The sequence below is a fragment of the Bradyrhizobium sp. SZCCHNR2028 genome (genome assembly GCF_032380995.1).
In the GTDB taxonomy this organism is placed as follows: Bacteria; Pseudomonadota; Alphaproteobacteria; order Rhizobiales; family Xanthobacteraceae; genus Bradyrhizobium.
This window is the reverse complement of sequence record NZ_JAUHJF010000016.1, coordinates 116034-133178: the sequence shown is the minus strand read 5'-3', so window position 1 is coordinate 133178 and position 17145 is coordinate 116034. Positions and strand designations below refer to the sequence as shown.

The window sequence follows — 17145 nt, the reverse complement described above, 5'->3', positions numbered from 1 at the left end:
GGGCGATATGTCTATACATAAACTCGCTTCCGCCGTCCTGTCCAGCGGGCTTATCGATCATGGCGTCACTGCACTTCGCATCCGCGCTTCTGCCCAAGGGTTGGGCCGAGGACGTGCAGGTCGTCATCAGCAACGGCACAATCGCGTCGGTCACCGCGGGCGTGCCTCCGACCTCCGCCGACGAGCAACATGAGGTCGCGATCCCCGGCATCGCCAGCCTGCACAGTCACGCGTTCCAGCGCGGCATGGCAGGGGTTGCCGAGATCAGCGGTCCTTCCACCGACACGTTCTGGACCTGGCGCGAGACGATGTATCGCTTCGCGCTGGCGATGAGCCCTGACGATGTCGAGGCGGTCGCGACGCTGCTCTATGTCGAGATGCTGGAGCGCGGTTTTACGCGGGTCGGCGAATTCCATTATCTACATCATGATCGCGATGGCACGCCTTACGCCGACATCGCCGAGATGGCGGTGCGCATCGCCGGTGCAGCTCAATCATCCGGCATCGGCCTGACGCTGCTGCCGAGCTTCTATGCGCATGGCGGGTTCGGCGGCGCCGCGCCGCATGAGGGACAGCGGCGCTTCATCTGCGATGTCGATCGCTTCGAGAGGCTGCTCGCGGCGTCGCGCAGGGCTATCAGCACTCTTGCCGGCGCCAATCTCGGCATCGCGCCGCACAGCCTGCGCGCCGTCGCGCCGGATGAGCTGAGCACGCTGTTGCCGCTTGCGGACGGCGGCCCGATCCACATTCACGCCGCCGAGCAGGTCAAGGAGGTCGAGGACTGCCTGGCCTGGTCGGCCCAGCGTCCCGTGCAATGGCTGCTCGATCATCATGCCGTCGATGCTCGCTGGTGCCTGATCCACGCGACGCACATGACGCCGGATGAAACGGCGGCACTCGCGAGCAGCGGCGCGACGGCCGGCCTTTGCCCCATCACCGAAGCCAGCCTCGGCGACGGCATCTTCCCGGCGCGCGACTTCTTGCGCGCGCGTGGACGCATCGGCGTAGGCACCGACTCGAACGTGCTGGTCGGCGTTAGCGATGAGTTGCGCCAGCTCGAATACGGCCAGCGGCTGACGCATCGCGAGCGCAACGTGCTGACGTCAAGTCCGGATGCGTCGACGGGCCGCACGCTTCTCGATGCCGCGCTCGCCGGCGGCGCGCAGGCGCTGGCGCAATCTCTCGCCGGGCTGCAGGTGGGCGGCCGTGCCGACATCGTCACGTTCGATCTGACGCATCCTTCGCTCGCGGGGCGGACGCAAGATGCGCTGCTCGACGGCTGGATCTTCGCGACGTCGAACGACGCGATCGACTGCGTCTGGGCCGGCGGCGCCAAGGTCGTCCAGGGCGGCCACCATCGTTCGCGCGACACGGCCCGGCGCGGCTTCAACAGAGCCGTGCGGAGGCTGCTCGCATGAGCCTCGCCGATGACAGCGCCAAGCAGGCAACCGGCACGCTCTACAAGACGATCCGGCAGGACATCGAGCGCCGCATCCTCACCGGCGAATGGCCGCCGGGCCATCGCATCCCGTTCGAGCACGAGATCATGGAGCACTATGGTTGCTCGCGCATGACCGTGAACAAGGCGCTGTCGGAGCTTGCCCAGGCCGACCTGATCGAGCGGCGGCGGCGCGCCGGCACTTTCGTGCGGCGACCGCAATTCCTGTCGGCCGTGCTGAAGATCCCCGACATCCGCGCCGAGATCGGCGCGCTCGGCCGCGCCTATGGCTACGAGCTGATCTCATCGACGCGCCGCACCGCCAACGCGGCCGATCGCGAGCGCCTCGGCGTCAAGACGCCATGCAAGGTGATCGCGATCCGCTGCCGGCACAGCGCCGACAATTTGCCATTCGCGATCGAGGATCGCCTGATCGACCTCGATGCCGTCCCCGACGCGGCCAAGGCCAATTTCAAGGTCGATCCGCCCGGCTCCTGGCTGCTACATCACGTGCCATGGACCGAAGCGGAGCATGCGATCAGCGCCATCGTCGCCGACGAGGCGATCGCCGATGGGCTCGACATCGCGATCGGCGCACCCTGCCTCGTGATCGAGCGGCACACCTGGCGCCAGAACCAGCCGCTCACAGCGGTGCGGCTGGTCTATCCCGGCGAGCAGCATCGGCTTGTGGCGCGGTTCAGGGGCAGCGAATGAAACGATCAAGCGCGCCCGGCCTGAGCACGAGATTTGCAAGCACGCTTGCAGACGCAGGCGGACCGCGCAGCCTTGACGGCGCGCGAGCCGCGCGACCAGTTTCCTCCCACCGCAAAGGACGATGACGATGCGCAGATTCGGGCTACTTGCAGTAACGGCCGCGCTCCTGACTTCGACGACCGCCTACGCCGATGACGTCAAGGTCGGCATCGGCATTTCCGGCTGGACCGGCTTCGCGCCGCTGACGCTGGCGAAGGAAGCCGGCATCTTCAAGAAGAACGGCCTCGACGTCACCATCAAGAAGATCCCGCAGAAGGATCGCCACCTCGCGATCGCCGCCGGCGACGTGCAGTGCGCGGCAACTACGGTCGAGACCTGGATCTCCTGGAACGCCAACGGCGTCGCCACCAAGCAGATCTTCCAGCTCGACAAGAGCTACGGCGCCGACGGCATGGCCGTGCGCAACGACATCGCTTCCATCAAGGACCTGAAGGGCAAGACCGTCGCCGCGTCTGCACCCGGCACCTCGCCCTATTTCGGGTTGGCCTGGATGCTCAAGAAGAACGGCCTCACGGTGAAGGACGTCACCATCGTGAACCTGGAGCCGGCCGCCGCAGCGCAGGCCTTCGTCGCCGGTCAGAACGACGCGGCGATGACCTACGAGCCGTATCTGTCGACGGTGCGCGCCGCTCCCGACAAGGGCAAGATCATCGCCACCACCCTCGATTATCCGATGGTGATGGACACGTTCGGCTGCACACCGAAGTTCCTGTCCGAGAACCCGAAGGCCGCCAAGGCGCTTGCCGACAGCTATTTCGAGGCGCTGGACATGATCGCCAAGGACCAAGCCAAGGCCTATGAGATCATGGGCGCGGACGTGAAGCAGACGGCTGAGCAGTTCGGCAACTCCGCCAAATATCTGCGCTGGCAGGACAAGGCCGCGAGCCAGAAGTTCTTCGAGACCGAGTTCAAGACCTTCAACAAGGAGGCCGCTGAGCTCCTGCTCGAGGTCGGCATCGTCAAGCAGATCCCGAAAATCGACGACCTCTACGACGCGAGCTTCATCAAGTAGCTCGGAGCTAAGCTCTGAGTGATCCGTCATTGCGAGCGTAGCGAAGCAATCCAGGGCGGGGTGCGACTCTGGATTGCTTCGTCGCTTCGCTCCTCGCAATGACGATGTGGAGAGATCATGCCCTCGTGAATTTATTCGAACCGACCACCAGCAGCCCGCGACACCGGGCGTACCGCCTCCACCACGAAAGCCTTTCTCCGTGATCCGACCTCTCGATCCCGTCAGCGCCAGGTCAAGAACAGCGCTCGGCCTCGCCTTCTTCGTCGTCTTCGTCGCGGCGTGGTCCCTGGCGACGTTCGGCGGCTACGTGTCGAAGACCTTCCTTGCCGATCCGCTGACGATGGTGCGCGAGGGCTGGGATCTGCTGACCAAGTTCGGCTTCCTCTATGACATCGGCATGACCGTCTGGCGTGTCGTCGGCGGGTTCGTGCTCGCGGCTGCCATCGCCGTCCCGCTCGGCCTACTGATGGGCGCCTACAAGCCGGTCGAGGCGTTCCTCGAGCCGTTCGTGTCCTTCGCGCGCTATCTGCCCGCCTCCGCTTTCATTCCGCTGTTGATCCTGTGGGCCGGCATCGGCGAGCTCCAGAAGCTTCTGATCATCTTCATCGGCTCGGTGTTCCAGATCATCCTGATGATCACCGTGACTGTCGGCAATACCAGACGCGATCTCGTCGAGGCTGCGTATACGCTGGGCGCCAGCGACCGCGGCATCATCGGCCGGGTGCTGCTGCCGTCCGCTGCGCCTGATATCGCCGAGATCCTGCGGCTCGTGCTCGGCTGGGCCTGGACCTACGTCATCGTCGCCGAGCTGATCGGCTCGTCTTCCGGCATCGGCCACATGATCACCGACAGCCAGGCGCTGCTCAACACCGGGCAGATCATCTTCGGCATCATCGTCATCGGCCTGATCGGGCTGATCTCGGACTTCCTGTTCAAGACGTTCAACGCCTGGCTGTTCCCGTGGAAGCTCGCATGACCACGCTCGTCATCAACAACGTCACGCGCACCTTTCCGGCCCGCCAGGGCCATGCGCCGACACGCGCGTTGGAGCCGGTCGAGCTCACGATTGGCACCAACGACTTCGTCACCATCCTCGGGCCCTCCGGTTGCGGCAAGTCGACCTTGCTGCGCATCGTCGCGGGCCTCGATCAACCGACCATCGGCAAGGTGCTGCTCGACGGCCGCGAGGTGACCGGTCCCGGCGCCGATCGCGGCATGGTGTTCCAGTCCTACACGCTGTTTCCTTGGCTCACCGTGCGCGAGAACATCGCCTTCGGCCTGCGCGAGCGCGGCGTGGCGGAGGCCGAGCGCAATGCCATCGCCGATCGCTTCATCCGACAGATCGGCCTCAAGGGCTTCGAGAACCACTGGCCCAAGCAGCTCTCCGGCGGCATGCAGCAGCGCTGCGCGATCGCGCGCGCGCTCGCCAACGATCCGAAGATCCTGTTGCTCGACGAGCCGTTCGGCGCGCTCGACAACCAGACGCGCGTGCTGATGCAGGAGATGCTGCTCGGCATCTGGGAGCGCGACCAGAAGACGGTGCTGTTCGTCACCCACGACATCGAGGAGGCGATCTTCCTCGGCAGCCGGGTGCTGGTGATGAGCGCGCGGCCCGGCCGCATCAAGGCCGACATCAAGATCGAGCTGCCGCATCCGCGCTCCTACAAGGTCAAGACCTCGCCGGAGTTCGTGGCGCTCAAGGAGCGGCTGGTCGAGGAGATCCGCGCCGAGGCGCTGAAGGTAGCGGCGGAGGCGTAATCCCCGCCGCGCCCGATCAGAACCGCTCGGGCCTGACCACCTCGACATCGGACACGGTGACGAGGCCGATCTGATGCTGGACCACGGCAAAGACGGCATCGAGCACGGCATCGACGCGGCCGCCATCGACGATGCACATGATCGCCGCCATCTGGCCGACCTCCGAGACCTGCCCGCCGGCCGACCAGGGGCCGGACTGGCCGCGCCCGGCGATCACCGGCAGCACGGAATAGCCGGTCACGCCGGCCTGGTCGAAGCGCTCGGTGACCCGGCGCAGCAGCGGCATCTCGATGATCAGATCGATGCGCTTCTTGGCGAATGTCTTCATCGTCTCCTCCCTCATTTCACGGCGCCGGCGAGCATCGTCGCAGCGCCGATATAGAGCGGAATGCCGACCAGCAGGTTGAACGGAAAGGTGATCCCGAGCGAGAGCGTCAGCGGGATCGCTGCATTGGCCTCCGGCAGCGCCAGCCGCAGCGCGGCGGGCACGGCGATGTAGGACGCCGACGCCGCGAGCGTCATCAGCACGGCGGCAGAGCCGGCCGATAGCCCGATGGCACTTGCGAGCAGAGCGCCCAGCGCTGCGCCGATCAGCGGCATCAGCACGGCGAAGCTGCACAGCGGCACGCTGAGATATTTGCGTCCGTGCTGCAGGCCGCGGCCTGCGATCAAGCCCATGTCGAGCAGGAACACGCAGAGGACGCCTGGGAAGAGATCGACCAGGAACGGCTTCACCGTCGCGAGCCCCTTGGTGCCGGTGATCATACCCACCACGAAGGCACCGAGCAGAGTGACCACCGAGCCGTTCAGCATCACCTCGCGCCACATCGAATGCCCGTCCCCCGTTTCAGTCTTGCGATGCGGACGCGCGAGCTGCAGCGCCGAGACGATCGCGGGCGTCTCCATCGCGGCCGCGACCGCGACCATGTAGCCCGCGAACGGCAACGACACGAGATTGAGCGCGCCGGTGACGGCGGCAAATGTCACCGCCGAGATCGAGCCGTAGTGTCCGGCCACGGCCGCGGCGTCGACCGGCGACAGCCGGCTCATTCGCGTCAGCAGCAGATAGGCCAGGATCGGCGTGAAATAGGACAGCAGGACACCGGCGCAGATCGCGGCGACCAGATCCCAGCTCATGCCGTGATGCGCGACCTCGACGCCGCCGCGGAAGCCGATCGACATCAGGAGATAGAGCGACAGCAGCTTCGCCACCGCCTCAGGTACGGTGAGATCGGACTTCGCCAGCGCGGCGGCGAGGCCGACCACGAAGAACAACACCATCGGCGACAGCAGATTCTGAAACGCAAGCTCGGTCAGCCCCATGAAGCCCTACTCCGCATCGGGCGGACGGCCTCTGGTGCCGGCCTCCGCCCTCCAAGGGCGCCCCCCAATGGGCGCCGGCCGCACTTGCAGCAAAGGGCGATAATTTGTAAAATTGATAATTGAAAGCTTTACCATTGTAATTCTCAATCATGACCGCCCCATGCCGAAGACGCTGACCAATCTCGACATCGACCTCGTGCGCACCTTCGCGACCATCGCGCGGCTCGGCAGCTTCACCCAGGCCGCCGAGCGGCTCGGACGCCAGCAATCGACGATCTCGCTGCAGATCGGGCGGCTCGAAAGCGCGGTCAACGCCAAGCTGCTGGAGCGCTCGCCGCGCGCGGTGGCGCTGACCACCGAGGGCAAGCTGTTCCTGGACTACGCGCAGAAGCTGCTCGACCTGAACGACGAGGCGGTGGCGCGGTTCGGCGAGCCGATGATGACCGGCGTGGTGCGGCTGGGGACGCCGGAGGATTTCGCGACCCGCCATCTGCCCGAGGTGCTCGCGCGATTCGCGCAGGCCTATCCGTCCGTCGCGCTCGAAGTCACCTGCGACCTGACGCTCAACCTGGTCGACCGCTTCCGCGCCGGCGATTTCGATCTGGTGCTGGTCAAGCAGGAGCCGTCGGTGCGCGCCAAGGGCCTGCGCGTCTGGCGCGAGCCGCTGGTTTGGGTGTCCGGCAGCCGCGACTTCCTGCATCACGGCGCGAAGGTGCCGCTGGTGGTGTCGCCGCCGCCCTGCGTCTACCGCAAGCGCGCCACCACGGCGCTCGACAGAGCGAGGAAGCCATGGCGCATCTCCTACACCTGCGCCGCCTTGTCCGGCGCGCATGCCGCGGTCAAGGCAGGGCTCGGGCTCGCGGTGCTGCCGAAGGACATGGTGCCGGCAGGCCTGCACGTGCTCGACGGCCATGACCTGCCGGATCTCAAGGACACCGAGATCGCGCTGCTCGAGGTCAAGGGTCTGTCGCTGCCGGCGCAACGGCTGAAGCAGCACATCGTTCGCTCGCTCGAATAGCAACGTAGCGGCCGACGCGCTTCAACCATGGCACGAGGTGGAATGCGCTCATCAGCAGATACATCACCGTCATGTCGCCGAGCGGCGCGCCCGCGGGCATGGCGGAGCAGATCACGTCCGACCGGCCGTCACGCGCCATGGCGTTCAGCACGGCCATCAGCGCGAAGGTCGGCGCCGCGGCGAAGCGGAGACCATTGGCGATGTCGGGCATCGCGCGCATCCTGGAGTGGAAGAACGCCATGGCTTTGCTCCTGCGTGTCAGCGCTTGCCGTATTCGTCGCGGCGGCGCCACCAAACGCCCTGCTCGTTGCGGCCCTTCGGCGCGCGATCGAGCCATTGATAGGCGCCCCACAGCCCATCGAGGCCGCGCGCATAGGCCGAATAGGTGTGATAGACGGCACCATCCTCAAGGATGAAGGCGCTCATGCCCGGCCGATCGCGCATGAAGGTCGCGCCATCCGTGCCGGTGCCGGCGGCGATCTCCGCCACCATCGCCGGCACGTCGCCAGCCCCGAGCGGAGGACTGGTGCGGTAGTTGTAGTCGGTGCCGCCCTGGCGCTGCTGCTCCTCGGTGATCGCGACGTTGAAGTCGAAGTTGAAGTCGCTGCTCGCCGACGACGCCCAGGGGAAGGTCCAGCCCATCCGCGCCTTGTAGGCCTTCAGCTTCGCCAACGGCGCGCGAGACACCGCCCACAGCAACACGTCGTGATTGGCGAGATGGACCTGGAAGCCGTTGAAGCCGTCGGCAATCATCGAGCAGGACGGACAGCCGGCCTGGAAGTCGGGTCCGAACATGAAGTGATAGACGAGCAGCTGCGAGCGCCCCCTGAACAGGTCGGGCAGCGCGGCGGGTCCGTCCTCGGTGTCGAAGCGATAGGCCTTGTCGACGCGCACCCATGGCAGGGCCTGGCGGCGCTCCGCCAACTCGTCGCTGCGGCGGGTGAGTTCCTTCTCGGCTTGCAGCAGGTCGAGCCGGGCCTTCAACCAATCTTCGCGCGTCCCGGTGATATGCATGGTCATGATCGTCATCCTTTTGCGTGTTGACCGCAGCTCAGACTAGGATCGGTACGGGAGGGGCCGGGAGTGACAAGTATGGCGGGATTTGCATGGACTCGCTGATCTCAGCGGCGGCGCAGGCACTCGCTGCGGGCGATCCGCTCGGCGCATTGAACCGGGTTGCGTTGCGCGATGATCCCCCGGCGCTGGCGCTGCGCGGCATCGCGATGGCGCGGCTTGGCGATTTCGGGCGCGCGAAGGCGCTGCTGCGGCAGGCCGCGCGAAGCTTTGGCCCCAAGGCAGTTCTGGCCCGCGCCCGCTGCACCGTCGCAGAGGCCGAGATCGCACTCGCAGCGCGCGATCTCGGCTGGCCGACCAAGTCGCTCGCAGCGGCGCGTGAGACCCTGGAGCAGCAGGGCGACCGCGCCAATGCCGCCTATGCGCGCAGCCTAGAGATCAGGCGCATGATTCTGATCGGGCACCTCGATGACGCCGAGCGCAGCCTCGCCGAGCTCGATCCCTCGCCGCTTCTGCCGGCCGCGCGCACGATCTACGAGCTCATCGTCGCCGGACTGGCCTTGCGCCGTCTACAGACGAAGACCGCGCGATCGGCGCTCGAGCGCGCGACGCGGTCGGCGCGGCAGGCCCGCATTCCGGAGCTCCAGGCGGAGATCGAGCGGGCCTCGTCGGCGCTGTCGGCGCCGGCCGCGCGGATGATCCTGCGCGGCGAGGAACGCCTGCTGCAGCTCGACGACGTCGAATCGCTATTCCGGTCGGATGTGCTGATCATCGATGCCTGCCGATTGGCGGTACGCCGGGCGAGCCAGATCGTGTCGCTGGCGCGGCGCCCGGTGCTGTTTGCACTCGCCCGGCGGCTGGCCGAGGGGGTCCCCGATGATGTGCCGCGGGCCGCACTGATCGCGCATGCATTCCGCGGCAAGGAAGCCGACGAGTCGCACCGCGCCCGCCTGCGCGTCGAGATCGGACGGTTGCGCCAGCTCCTCCATGGCCTGGCCGATATCAATGCCACGCGCGACGGCTTTGCCCTGGTGCCGTGTCGCGATCACGACGTCGTCGTCCTCGCACAGCCGATCGAGGACGACAATGCCACCGTGCTTGCTTGCCTCGCCGACGGTGAGGCATGGTCAAGCTCCGGCCTTGCGCTGGCGCTAGGCGCGAGCCAGCGAACCGTGCAGCGTGCCCTCGATGGACTGGCGTCGTCCGGCAGGGTCCAGTCGTTCGGTCGGGGCCGCGCGCAACGCTGGACCTGCCCCGTCGTGCCGGAATTCGCGACCGCGTTGTTACTCCCGGCGTGGTCGTCGCTCGACTAGCGTGGGTCCATCGGAAAAAGGGGATGGCAGACATGACACGAGCAACCGCAGAGATCATTCGCGAGTACGGCCCGTTCGACGACGCCGAGCGCGTCAACGGCGTCAGCTATGACGGTCGGCAGGTGTGGATCGCGACCGGCAACAGCATCAAGGCGTTCGATCCGGCCGACGGCGCGGTACGGAAGTCATTGGATATCCCCTCGCATGCCGGCACGGCGTTCGATGGCCGGCACCTCTATCAGATTGCCGAAGATCGCATTCACAAGGTCGATCCCGATAATGGCCGCGTGCTCGCGACGATCCCGGCGCCGTCGGGAGGCGGGGACTCGGGGCTCGCCTGGGCCGAGGGATCGCTCTGGGTCGGCGCCTATCGCGATCGCAAGATCCACCAGATCGATCCCGCGACCGGGCAAATCCTGCGCAGCATCCCGTGCACGCGTTTCGTCACCGGCGTCACCTGGGTCGATGGCGAGCTTTGGCATGGCACCTGGGAAGACGACGTCAGCGACATCAGGCGCATCGATCCCGCGACCGGCGAGGTGCTCGACCAGCTCGACATGCCTGCTGGCACCGGCGTCTCCGGCATGGAATCCGACGGCGGCGAGACGCTGTATTGCGGCGGCGGCGGCAGCGGCAAGGTCCGCGCCGTCAGGCGGCCGAAGCGGTCGCGAGGGTGAGCCGGCAAATCGACCCGCGGACGGCGTAGCGAAGGGAAGGCAGCCCTATTTCCCGATCGACGTATAGGCCGCCTTGCGGAAGTTGGCGTTGGCTTCCTCGCGGGTCTGCAGCTGCTGGCCACCGCCGCCACCGACCGGCTTGGTCGGCGTGACCACCGAGAACAGGACGAAGCCGCCGGCCTTGCGCGGGAAGATGAAGTATTCGGCGATGTCCGACTTCTCGCTGTCCTCGCAGGAGGACATGCCGCGGAACACGACGGCGCTGTCGACCAGTTCGCTGTTGCGCGCCGAGATGAACTTGCCCTTGCAGTCGCGCGCGTCGTTGCCGATGATCGTGGCGGCGACTTCGAGGCCGTCGACATTCCGCTGCGGCGGCACGATCCGAACGAACCCGGTGGCGTTGTCGGCCTTCCAGGCGACCCCGCCCGATGTCAACCACACTGGCCGTTCGCCCCCGCCAAGAATGGCCGGATGCGACAGCGCGGCTTTGAGAATGAAGTTGGAGGCGATCTGCATCGCTTCCAATTGCAACTCGGGAGAGTCCTCCGACGCCCGCGCCGGCTGCGTGCTCGTCGTCGCGGTGGCGGCGGGCGGCGCTCCCTGACGCTGCGCCGAGGGAGCGCCGTGCTGCACGGTGAAATTCGTCGCGGCCGCCATTCCGCCGGCATTGATCATGCGCACGCAATTCGCCAGCGACGGCAGCAGCACGGACGTGCCGTTCAGATCGAACTGGAACAGATTGCCCTGCGCGAAGGCCGACATCGTCCGTGCCGCCCTGAACGCCTTGATCAGGCTGGAGTCGTTCGGCATCGGCACGACGACCATGTTGGCCGACCATACCGAGCCCTCGACATTGTAGGAATTGCGCCCGTCGAAGCTGAGCACGATGGGAAACTTCTGCCCCTGCGAGAGCGACCAGCCGGGATGGATGAAGGCGAGAGCCCAGTTGAAGGTCGGCAGCGCCAGAACACCGAAATTGATGCCGCTCTTGTAGCTGGCGGAAGCGATGCAGCTCGAGAATTTTCCGGTGTTGTCGTCGGTGTAGGCGCCGCCCGACCAGCCCGCGACGGAGATGGAGCCGTAAGGCCCCTTCGCATGCGCAGGCTCATTCAACGCAGCTGTCGCCAGCGCCAGGAGCGAAAGCATCGTTCCAACGATCGTACGCCGCACCGTCATCCCAATTCCCCGTTTTCGCCGCATTGTTGCAATTCCCGCGGCTACGTCAAGTAGCAGCGAAGAACGTGCGACTACCCCAGGGATTGCGAGGCCGACCGGCCTCGTGCCCACGAAGGCACAACATGTCGCGGACGTCCTCCACAGCCCTTCATGGGAGCGTCATCGAACTCCGCTAGCGCTTGCCGGGTCTCACGCAGGCCAAGGGCTTCCTCGAAAGGGTTTCCTCGACATGACCACCACGCTGCCGGTGCTCGGCGCCGCCCTCTCCGTCAAGTCCATTCCGGCTCATCGCGACTGGCTGCTCGAACGTCAACGCGATCTCGAGATCCAGGACTTCTTCCGCGCGGACCTTCTCGACAGCGACTGGCGCAGCACCGCCAAGGAGATCAAGTCGATGCTGGACGGGCACACCGGTCGGCTCGGCATCCACGGCCCGTTCTGGGGCTTCAAGATCGACAGTCACGACCCGATGATCCGCCGCGCCGTGACCAAACGCCTGCTGCAGGGGCTCGAGGTCGCCGAATTTCTCGGCGCCAACCAGATGGTGATCCACTCGCCGTACACGACCTGGGATGCCAACAACATCGACATGCTGCCGGACAATCGCGAGGCGCTGATCGAGCGCGTGCGGGCGACCTTGACCGACGTCATTGCCTCTGCCGAGCAGGCCAACTGCGAGATCGTGATCGAGAACATCGAGGACAAGAACCCGCAGGATCGCGTTGGACTGGCGAAGGCGCTGGGCAGCAGCAAGGTGCGGGTCTCGCTCGACACCGGCCATGCCAACTACGCGCACCATTCGACCGGCGCGCCGCCCGTCGACTACTACGTCGATTCTGCCGGCGACATGCTGACCCATGTCCATCTGCAGGACACCGACGGCTACGCCGACCGCCACTGGGCGCCGGGCGAAGGCAATATCCGCTGGGTCGCCGTGTTCCGCGCATTGGCGAAGCTGAATTCCAATCCGCGCCTGATCCTCGAACTGCGCAATCATGATCACGTCAAGGCCGGCGCAGCGTATCTCGCCTCGCTCGAGCTCGCTCAATAAGCCAACGCATCCTCATTTCTCGGACAACCTCAGACCACAGAGATATTGCCATGACCAAGCTCACCCGCCGCGGCCTGCTCGGCGCCGGCGCCGCGATCGGCGGCAGCTTCATCCTGCCGCGCGTCTCGATCGCGCAAGCCGACAACCGTCCCTCGGTCACCATCGCCGTGCAGAAGGTGACCAACTCGAACGTGCTCGACGTGCTGCGCGAGCAGTCCAATGTCGGCGAGCGCGTGTTCTACTCGTCGCTGTGGGAAAGCCTGATCTCGAAGAACTTCCGCGGCAACCTCGAAGCCGTTCCCGGCCTCGCCACCGAGTGGAAGCGCATCGACGACCAGACCGTCGAGCTCAAGCTGCGCCAGGGCGTCAAGTTCCACAATGGCGACGAGATGACGTCCGAGGACGTCGTGTTCTCGTTCAGCCGCGAGCGCATGTTCGGCGACAGCGAGGCCAAGAGCCGCACCACGATCAAGGCGTTCGAGAAGATCCCGGCGCCGCGCCCGGGCAAGGAGCTGCCGCCGGACGTGATCGGCGTCGCCCGCCGGATGTGGCCGGATCTGGTCCGCGTCGATGCGGTCGACAAATACACCGTGCGCTTCGTCAACGCGACGCCTGACGTGACCATCGAAGGCCGCCTGATGCGCTACGGCTCCGATATCATGAGCCGGCGCGGCTGGGAGGAGGCGGCGAGCTACCTCGACTGGGCGCGCAAGCCGATCACGACGGGTCCCTACAAGATCGTCGAGTTCAAGCCCGACGTGTCGCTGACGCTCGAGGCCCACGACGAATATTGGGGCGGCCGCCCGCCGCTGAAGCGCATCCGCTTCCTCGAAGTGCCGGAGGTCGCGAGCCGCATCAATGGGCTTCTCTCCGGCGAATATCAGTTCGCCTGCGACATCCCGCCGGACCAGATCGCCGGCATCGAGAAGAACGCGGCGTTCGAGGTCCAGGGCGGCACCATCCTTAACCACCGCCTCACCGTGTTCGACAAGAATCATCCGCAGCTCGCCAATCCGCTGGTGCGGCGCGCCTTCACCCACGCGATCGACCGCCAGGCCATCGTCGACAGCCTGTGGGCCGGCCGCACCCGCGTGCCGAAGGGCCTGCAGTGGGAGTTCTACGGCGACATGTTCGTCGCCGATTGGAGCGTGCCAGCATTCGATCCCAAGCTGGCGCAGGACCTGCTGAAGCAGGCCGGCTACAAGGGCGACCCGATCCCCTATCGCCTGCTGAACAACTACTACACCAACCAGGTCGCGACCGCGCAGGTGCTGGTCGAGATGTGGCAGGCGGTCGGCCTGAACGTGCAGATCGAGACCAAGGAGAACTGGTCGCAGATCCTGGAGCGCGCGCCCACCCGCGCCGTGCGCGACTGGTCGAACTCGGCCGCGTTCAACGATCCGGTGTCGTCGCTCGTCGCCCAGCACGGTCCGAACGGCCAGCAGCAGCAGGTCGGCGAATGGAGCAACGACGAGCTCAACCGGCTGTCGGAGTTCCTGGAAACCTCGACCGATCGCGAGGCCCGCAAGAAGGCGTTCCGCCGGATGCTGGAGATCGCCGAGCGCGAGGACCCGGCCTACACGGTGCTGCACCAGAACGCGACCTTCACCGCCAAGCCGAAGTCGATCAAGTGGAAGGCCTCGCCGGCCTTCGCGATGGACTTCCGCACCGGCAACTACGGAGCGTGATGCCGTGGCGCCGCTGGTCAGCATCTCCGGCCTCAGGGTCGCCTTCGACGGCACGCCCGTGCTGCATGGCATCGATCTCGACATCCGCAAGGGCGAGGCCGTCGGCCTCGTCGGCGAGTCCGGATCCGGCAAGTCGGTGACGTGGCTCGCGGCGCTCGGCCTGTTGCCGGTCAAGGCGAAAGTGTCCGGATCAGCCAAGCTCGAAGGCCGCGAGCTGCTGGGTGCTGATGGCAAGGTGCTCGACCAGGTGCGCGGCCGCCGCATCGCGATGATCTTCCAGGATCCCGCCAGCGCGCTCAATCCGGTGCTCACGATCCGCCGCCAGTTGTGCGAAAGCCTCGCGCTGCATCGCGGGCTGCACGGCGAGGCCGCGCGGGCCGAGGCGCTCAGGCTGCTCAATCTCGTCGGCATTCCCGATGCGGCGCGGCGGCTGTCGGCTTATCCGCACGAGTTCTCCGGCGGCCAGGTCCAGCGCATCATGATCGCGATGGCGCTCGCCGGCCAGCCCGACCTCCTGATCGCGGACGAGCCGACCACCGCGCTCGACGCCACGATCCAGGCGCAGATCCTCGATCTGTTGTCGGCCATCCGGCGCGAGTTCAACATGGCGATGGTCCTGATCAGCCACGACCTCGGCGTCGTCGCCGAGAATTGCGACCGCGTCTGCGTGATGTATGCGGGCCGCATCGTCGAGCGCGCCCCGGCGACGAGGCTGTTCGATGATCCCTGGCACCCCTACGCGCAGGGCCTGATCGGCGCGCTGCCGCCGCTCGATGGCATCAGGCGGCGGCTGCAGGCCATTCCCGGCACGGTGCCCGATCCGCGCGCGCTGCCGAGCGGCTGCGCCTTCGCACCGCGCTGTACGTTTGCCGGCGACGGCTGCCATGCCGGCGTGCCGCCGCTGGCGCCGATCGAGCCGGACCGCGCGGTGGCCTGCCTGCGGCCGCAGCGTCTGCCGGTGGAGCTCGCCGCCGAATGACCGCGCCGCTGGTCGAGGTCCACGGGATCTCGCGCACCTACCGGATGAGGTCCAGCCTGTTCGGGCGTCCTGCATCGGTCCACGCCGTTGACTGCTTGAGCTTTGCGATTGCGAAGGGCGAGACGCTCGGCATCGTCGGCGAATCCGGCTCCGGCAAATCCACCACCGGGCGCATGGTGCTCGGACTCGAGCCGCCCGACCAGGGCAGCGTGCGCTTCGGCGGCGCGCCGATCGCAGCACTAGGCTCGGCGGCCTGGCGCGCGCAGCGCGCGCGCATGCAGATGATCTTCCAGGATCCGCTCGGCGCGCTCGATCGCAGGCTTGCCGTCGCCGAGCAGATCCGCGAGCCGCTCGACATCCATGACATCGGGACCAAGCCAGAGCGCGAGGCGCGCGTGCGCGAGCTGCTGCACGCCGTCGATCTCAACGACAGCCATGGCCGGCGCTATCCCGGCGCACTGTCCGGCGGCCAGCGTCAGCGCATCGTGCTCGCTCGCGCACTGGCAACCAGGCCGGACTTTCTCGTCTGCGACGAGCCGGTCAGCGCGCTCGACGTCTCGATCCAGGCGCAGGTGGTCAACCTGCTCGTCGATCTGCAGGCGCGGCTCGGGCTGACCATGCTGTTCATCAGCCACGACCTGCGCGTCGTCAGGCAGATCAGCACCAAGGTCGCGGTGATGTATCTCGGCCGCATCGTCGAATATGGCGATGCCGACGATCTGTTCGCGCGGCCCCAGCATCCCTATACGCAGGCGCTGGTCTCGGCCTCCCCTGCTCCGGGACGCCGCAGCACCAACCGCATCGTCCTGACCGGCGATCCGCCGAATCCGGCGGCGCGTCCTTCCGGCTGCGCCTTCCATCCGCGCTGCAGCCGCGCGACCGCCCGCTGCGCCAATGAGGTGCCCGCGCTCACCGCGCTGGATCAACAGCGCCAGGTGGCTTGCCATCTCGTGACGGGGCCACAGTCACAGACCCAGGATGCCGCGTGATGCTGCGCTATTTCGCGATCCGCCTGTCGCGCGCGCTGCTGACGATCGCACTCGTCGTCACCTTCGCCTTCATCGTGCTCAGGCTGTCGGGCGATCCCGCGCTGATGATCATGGGGCCGGAAGCGCCGCCCGAGGTCATCGCCGCGTTTCGCAAGGCGTGGGGCCTCGATCATCCGATCTGGATGCAATATCTCGACTACTTCAAGGCAATCGGCCAGGGCGAGCTCGGACGCTCGATGCGCGACGGCCGGCCGGCGATCCAGCTCGTCATCGAGCGCATCCCGGCGACCCTGGCGCTGACCATCCCGGCGTTCCTAGTGAAGGTGTTGCTCGGCATTCCCGCCGGCATCTATGCAGCGCTTCACCGCGGTTCGGCCATCGACCGCGCCGTGATGATCACGGCGGTGGCCGGCTTCACGGTGCCGAGCTTCGTGCTGGCGCTGATTCTGGTGCTGATCTTCGCCGTCCAGCTCGGCTGGCTGCCGTCGGGCGGGCAGGACTCCTGGCGTCATGCCATCCTGCCGATCGTGACGCTCGGCTTCGGCGGCGCTGCGGTGCTGGCGCGGTTCACGCGTAGCGCGATGCTCGAGATCCTCGGCCAGCCCTATATACGGACCGCATCAGCCAAGGGCGTGCCCTGGCGCCGGGTCATCACCGACCATGCGCTGCCGAACGCCGCGATCCCGACCGTCACCATCCTCGGCTTCATGGTCGGCAGCCTGATCGCCGGCGCGGTCGTGGTGGAAAGCGTGTTCTCGTGGCCGGGCGTCGGCCGGCTGCTCGTCGTCGCCGTCGCCAACCGCGACCTCGCGGTCGTGCAATGCATCCTGCTGCTGGTGGCGATGACGATGGTCACGTCGAACCTGATCGTCGATTTCCTCTACGGCCTGCTCGATCCGCGGCTGCGCAGCAAGGGAGCGGAGGCATGACCGACG

General features: G+C 66.7%; 18 protein-coding genes. 13 read left to right on the top strand and 5 right to left on the bottom strand.

What is annotated here, in order from left to right; all coding sequences use genetic code 11:
- The first annotated feature begins 59 nt into the window (after nucleotides 1-59).
- The 5 genes from QX121_RS23415 (at nucleotide 60) to QX121_RS23395 (ending at nucleotide 4982) form a co-directional block, all read left to right on the top strand.
- Nucleotides 60-1418 carry a formimidoylglutamate deiminase gene (locus tag QX121_RS23415; RefSeq protein WP_315733755.1) on the top strand — a complete coding sequence of 453 codons (1359 nt, stop codon included), beginning with the start codon at nucleotides 60-62 and terminating at the stop codon, nucleotides 1416-1418.
- On the top strand, nucleotides 1415-2152 hold the full coding sequence (gene hutC, locus QX121_RS23410) for a histidine utilization repressor (protein ID WP_315785525.1): 738 nt from the start codon (nucleotides 1415-1417) through the stop codon (nucleotides 2150-2152). Before QX121_RS23415 ends, hutC begins: the two co-directional genes overlap by 4 nt.
- A 127-nt stretch (nucleotides 2153-2279) precedes the next feature.
- Nucleotides 2280-3224 carry an ABC transporter substrate-binding protein gene (locus QX121_RS23405; protein ID WP_315733759.1) on the top strand — a complete coding sequence of 315 codons (945 nt, stop codon included), beginning with the start codon at nucleotides 2280-2282 and terminating at the stop codon, nucleotides 3222-3224.
- Between the two features lie 202 nt (nucleotides 3225-3426).
- Nucleotides 3427-4200 carry an ABC transporter permease gene (locus QX121_RS23400; RefSeq protein ID WP_315735642.1) on the top strand — a complete coding sequence of 258 codons (774 nt, stop codon included), beginning with the start codon at nucleotides 3427-3429 and terminating at the stop codon, nucleotides 4198-4200.
- Complete coding sequence (locus QX121_RS23395; protein WP_315813152.1) at nucleotides 4197-4982, top strand: ABC transporter ATP-binding protein; 786 nt, start codon at nucleotides 4197-4199, stop codon at nucleotides 4980-4982. The genes QX121_RS23400 and QX121_RS23395 overlap by 4 nt, the downstream gene beginning before the upstream one ends.
- A gap of 16 nt (nucleotides 4983-4998) precedes the next feature.
- Here the strand turns inward: QX121_RS23395 and QX121_RS23390 are convergent, their stop codons facing one another.
- Together QX121_RS23390 and QX121_RS23385 are read right to left on the bottom strand one after the other, a co-directional pair.
- A complete protein-coding gene (locus QX121_RS23390) occupies nucleotides 4999-5310 on the bottom strand; it encodes a DUF190 domain-containing protein (protein WP_315733763.1) in 312 nt (103 codons plus the stop codon).
- Nucleotides 5311-5321: 11 nt separating this feature from the next.
- Nucleotides 5322-6305, bottom strand: coding sequence for a sodium-dependent bicarbonate transport family permease (locus QX121_RS23385; RefSeq protein WP_315813151.1), 984 nt, complete (start codon nucleotides 6303-6305; stop codon nucleotides 5322-5324).
- Nucleotides 6306-6465: 160 nt separating this feature from the next.
- Here QX121_RS23385 and QX121_RS23380 point away from each other — a divergent pair, with 160 nt between their 5' ends.
- Complete coding sequence (locus QX121_RS23380) at nucleotides 6466-7323, top strand: LysR substrate-binding domain-containing protein (RefSeq protein ID WP_315733767.1); 858 nt, start codon at nucleotides 6466-6468, stop codon at nucleotides 7321-7323.
- Here QX121_RS23380 and QX121_RS23375 read toward each other — a convergent pair.
- Nucleotides 7262-7564, bottom strand: coding sequence for a hypothetical protein (locus QX121_RS23375; RefSeq protein ID WP_315813150.1), 303 nt, complete (start codon nucleotides 7562-7564; stop codon nucleotides 7262-7264). The genes QX121_RS23380 and QX121_RS23375 overlap by 62 nt on opposite strands.
- A gap of 17 nt (nucleotides 7565-7581) precedes the next feature.
- Nucleotides 7582-8343: a DUF899 domain-containing protein gene (locus tag QX121_RS23370; RefSeq protein ID WP_315813149.1), complete on the bottom strand. Its 762-nt coding sequence runs from the start codon at nucleotides 8341-8343 to the stop codon at nucleotides 7582-7584.
- Between the two features lie 86 nt (nucleotides 8344-8429).
- On the opposite strand from QX121_RS23370, the gene QX121_RS23365 reads away from it, so the two are divergent.
- Nucleotides 8430-9650, top strand: coding sequence for a helix-turn-helix domain-containing protein (locus tag QX121_RS23365; protein WP_315785510.1), 1221 nt, complete (start codon nucleotides 8430-8432; stop codon nucleotides 9648-9650).
- A 32-nt stretch (nucleotides 9651-9682) separates the two neighbouring features.
- Nucleotides 9683-10327 carry a PQQ-binding-like beta-propeller repeat protein gene (locus QX121_RS23360; RefSeq protein WP_315733775.1) on the top strand — a complete coding sequence of 215 codons (645 nt, stop codon included), beginning with the start codon at nucleotides 9683-9685 and terminating at the stop codon, nucleotides 10325-10327.
- 45 nt (nucleotides 10328-10372) lie between these two features.
- Here the strand turns inward: QX121_RS23360 and QX121_RS23355 are convergent, their stop codons facing one another.
- Nucleotides 10373-11503 carry a hypothetical protein gene (locus QX121_RS23355; protein ID WP_315778106.1) on the bottom strand — a complete coding sequence of 377 codons (1131 nt, stop codon included), beginning with the start codon at nucleotides 11501-11503 and terminating at the stop codon, nucleotides 10373-10375.
- 229 nt (nucleotides 11504-11732) lie between these two features.
- Here QX121_RS23355 and QX121_RS23350 point away from each other — a divergent pair, with 229 nt between their 5' ends.
- The 5 genes from QX121_RS23350 to QX121_RS23330 are packed head-to-tail and all read left to right on the top strand — an operon-like array spanning nucleotide 11733 to nucleotide 17139.
- Entirely contained in the window at nucleotides 11733-12554 is an 822-nt protein-coding gene (locus QX121_RS23350; protein ID WP_315813148.1) for a sugar phosphate isomerase/epimerase family protein, read from the top strand.
- A 50-nt stretch (nucleotides 12555-12604) separates the two neighbouring features.
- Nucleotides 12605-14242, top strand: coding sequence for an ABC transporter substrate-binding protein (locus tag QX121_RS23345; RefSeq protein ID WP_315755186.1), 1638 nt, complete (start codon nucleotides 12605-12607; stop codon nucleotides 14240-14242).
- A 4-nt stretch (nucleotides 14243-14246) separates the two neighbouring features.
- Complete coding sequence (locus tag QX121_RS23340; protein ID WP_315813147.1) at nucleotides 14247-15221, top strand: ABC transporter ATP-binding protein; 975 nt, start codon at nucleotides 14247-14249, stop codon at nucleotides 15219-15221.
- Nucleotides 15218-16210 carry an ABC transporter ATP-binding protein gene (locus tag QX121_RS23335; RefSeq protein ID WP_315813146.1) on the top strand — a complete coding sequence of 331 codons (993 nt, stop codon included), beginning with the start codon at nucleotides 15218-15220 and terminating at the stop codon, nucleotides 16208-16210. Before QX121_RS23340 ends, QX121_RS23335 begins: the two co-directional genes overlap by 4 nt.
- Nucleotides 16210-17139: an ABC transporter permease gene (locus QX121_RS23330; RefSeq protein ID WP_315785493.1), complete on the top strand. Its 930-nt coding sequence runs from the start codon at nucleotides 16210-16212 to the stop codon at nucleotides 17137-17139. Before QX121_RS23335 ends, QX121_RS23330 begins: the two co-directional genes overlap by 1 nt.
- Nucleotides 17140-17145 lie beyond the last annotated feature (6 nt).

Excerpts from the sequence above, each read along its gene's own strand:
- QX121_RS23345 (WP_315755186.1), top strand. The coding sequence starts at position 12,605 with ATGACCAAGCTCACCCGCCGCGGCCTGCTCGGCGCCGGCGCCGCGATC.
- QX121_RS23405 (WP_315733759.1), top strand. The coding sequence starts at position 2,280 with ATGCGCAGATTCGGGCTACTTGCAGTAACGGCCGCGCTCCTGACTTCG.
- hutC (WP_315785525.1), top strand. The coding sequence starts at position 1,415 with ATGAGCCTCGCCGATGACAGCGCCAAGCAGGCAACCGGCACGCTCTAC.
- QX121_RS23395 (WP_315813152.1), top strand. The coding sequence starts at position 4,197 with ATGACCACGCTCGTCATCAACAACGTCACGCGCACCTTTCCGGCCCGC.
- QX121_RS23390 (WP_315733763.1), bottom strand. The coding sequence starts at position 5,310 with ATGAAGACATTCGCCAAGAAGCGCATCGATCTGATCATCGAGATGCCG.
- QX121_RS23335 (WP_315813146.1), top strand. The coding sequence starts at position 15,218 with ATGACCGCGCCGCTGGTCGAGGTCCACGGGATCTCGCGCACCTACCGG.
- QX121_RS23375 (WP_315813150.1), bottom strand. The coding sequence starts at position 7,564 with ATGGCGTTCTTCCACTCCAGGATGCGCGCGATGCCCGACATCGCCAAT.
- QX121_RS23385 (WP_315813151.1), bottom strand. The coding sequence starts at position 6,305 with ATGGGGCTGACCGAGCTTGCGTTTCAGAATCTGCTGTCGCCGATGGTG.
- QX121_RS23330 (WP_315785493.1), top strand. The coding sequence starts at position 16,210 with ATGCTGCGCTATTTCGCGATCCGCCTGTCGCGCGCGCTGCTGACGATC.
- QX121_RS23370 (WP_315813149.1), bottom strand. The coding sequence starts at position 8,343 with ATGACCATGCATATCACCGGGACGCGCGAAGATTGGTTGAAGGCCCGG.
- QX121_RS23350 (WP_315813148.1), top strand. The coding sequence starts at position 11,733 with ATGACCACCACGCTGCCGGTGCTCGGCGCCGCCCTCTCCGTCAAGTCC.
- QX121_RS23360 (WP_315733775.1), top strand. The coding sequence starts at position 9,683 with ATGACACGAGCAACCGCAGAGATCATTCGCGAGTACGGCCCGTTCGAC.
- QX121_RS23355 (WP_315778106.1), bottom strand. The coding sequence starts at position 11,503 with ATGACGGTGCGGCGTACGATCGTTGGAACGATGCTTTCGCTCCTGGCG.
- QX121_RS23380 (WP_315733767.1), top strand. The coding sequence starts at position 6,466 with ATGCCGAAGACGCTGACCAATCTCGACATCGACCTCGTGCGCACCTTC.
- QX121_RS23415 (WP_315733755.1), top strand. The coding sequence starts at position 60 with ATGGCGTCACTGCACTTCGCATCCGCGCTTCTGCCCAAGGGTTGGGCC.
- QX121_RS23365 (WP_315785510.1), top strand. The coding sequence starts at position 8,430 with ATGGACTCGCTGATCTCAGCGGCGGCGCAGGCACTCGCTGCGGGCGAT.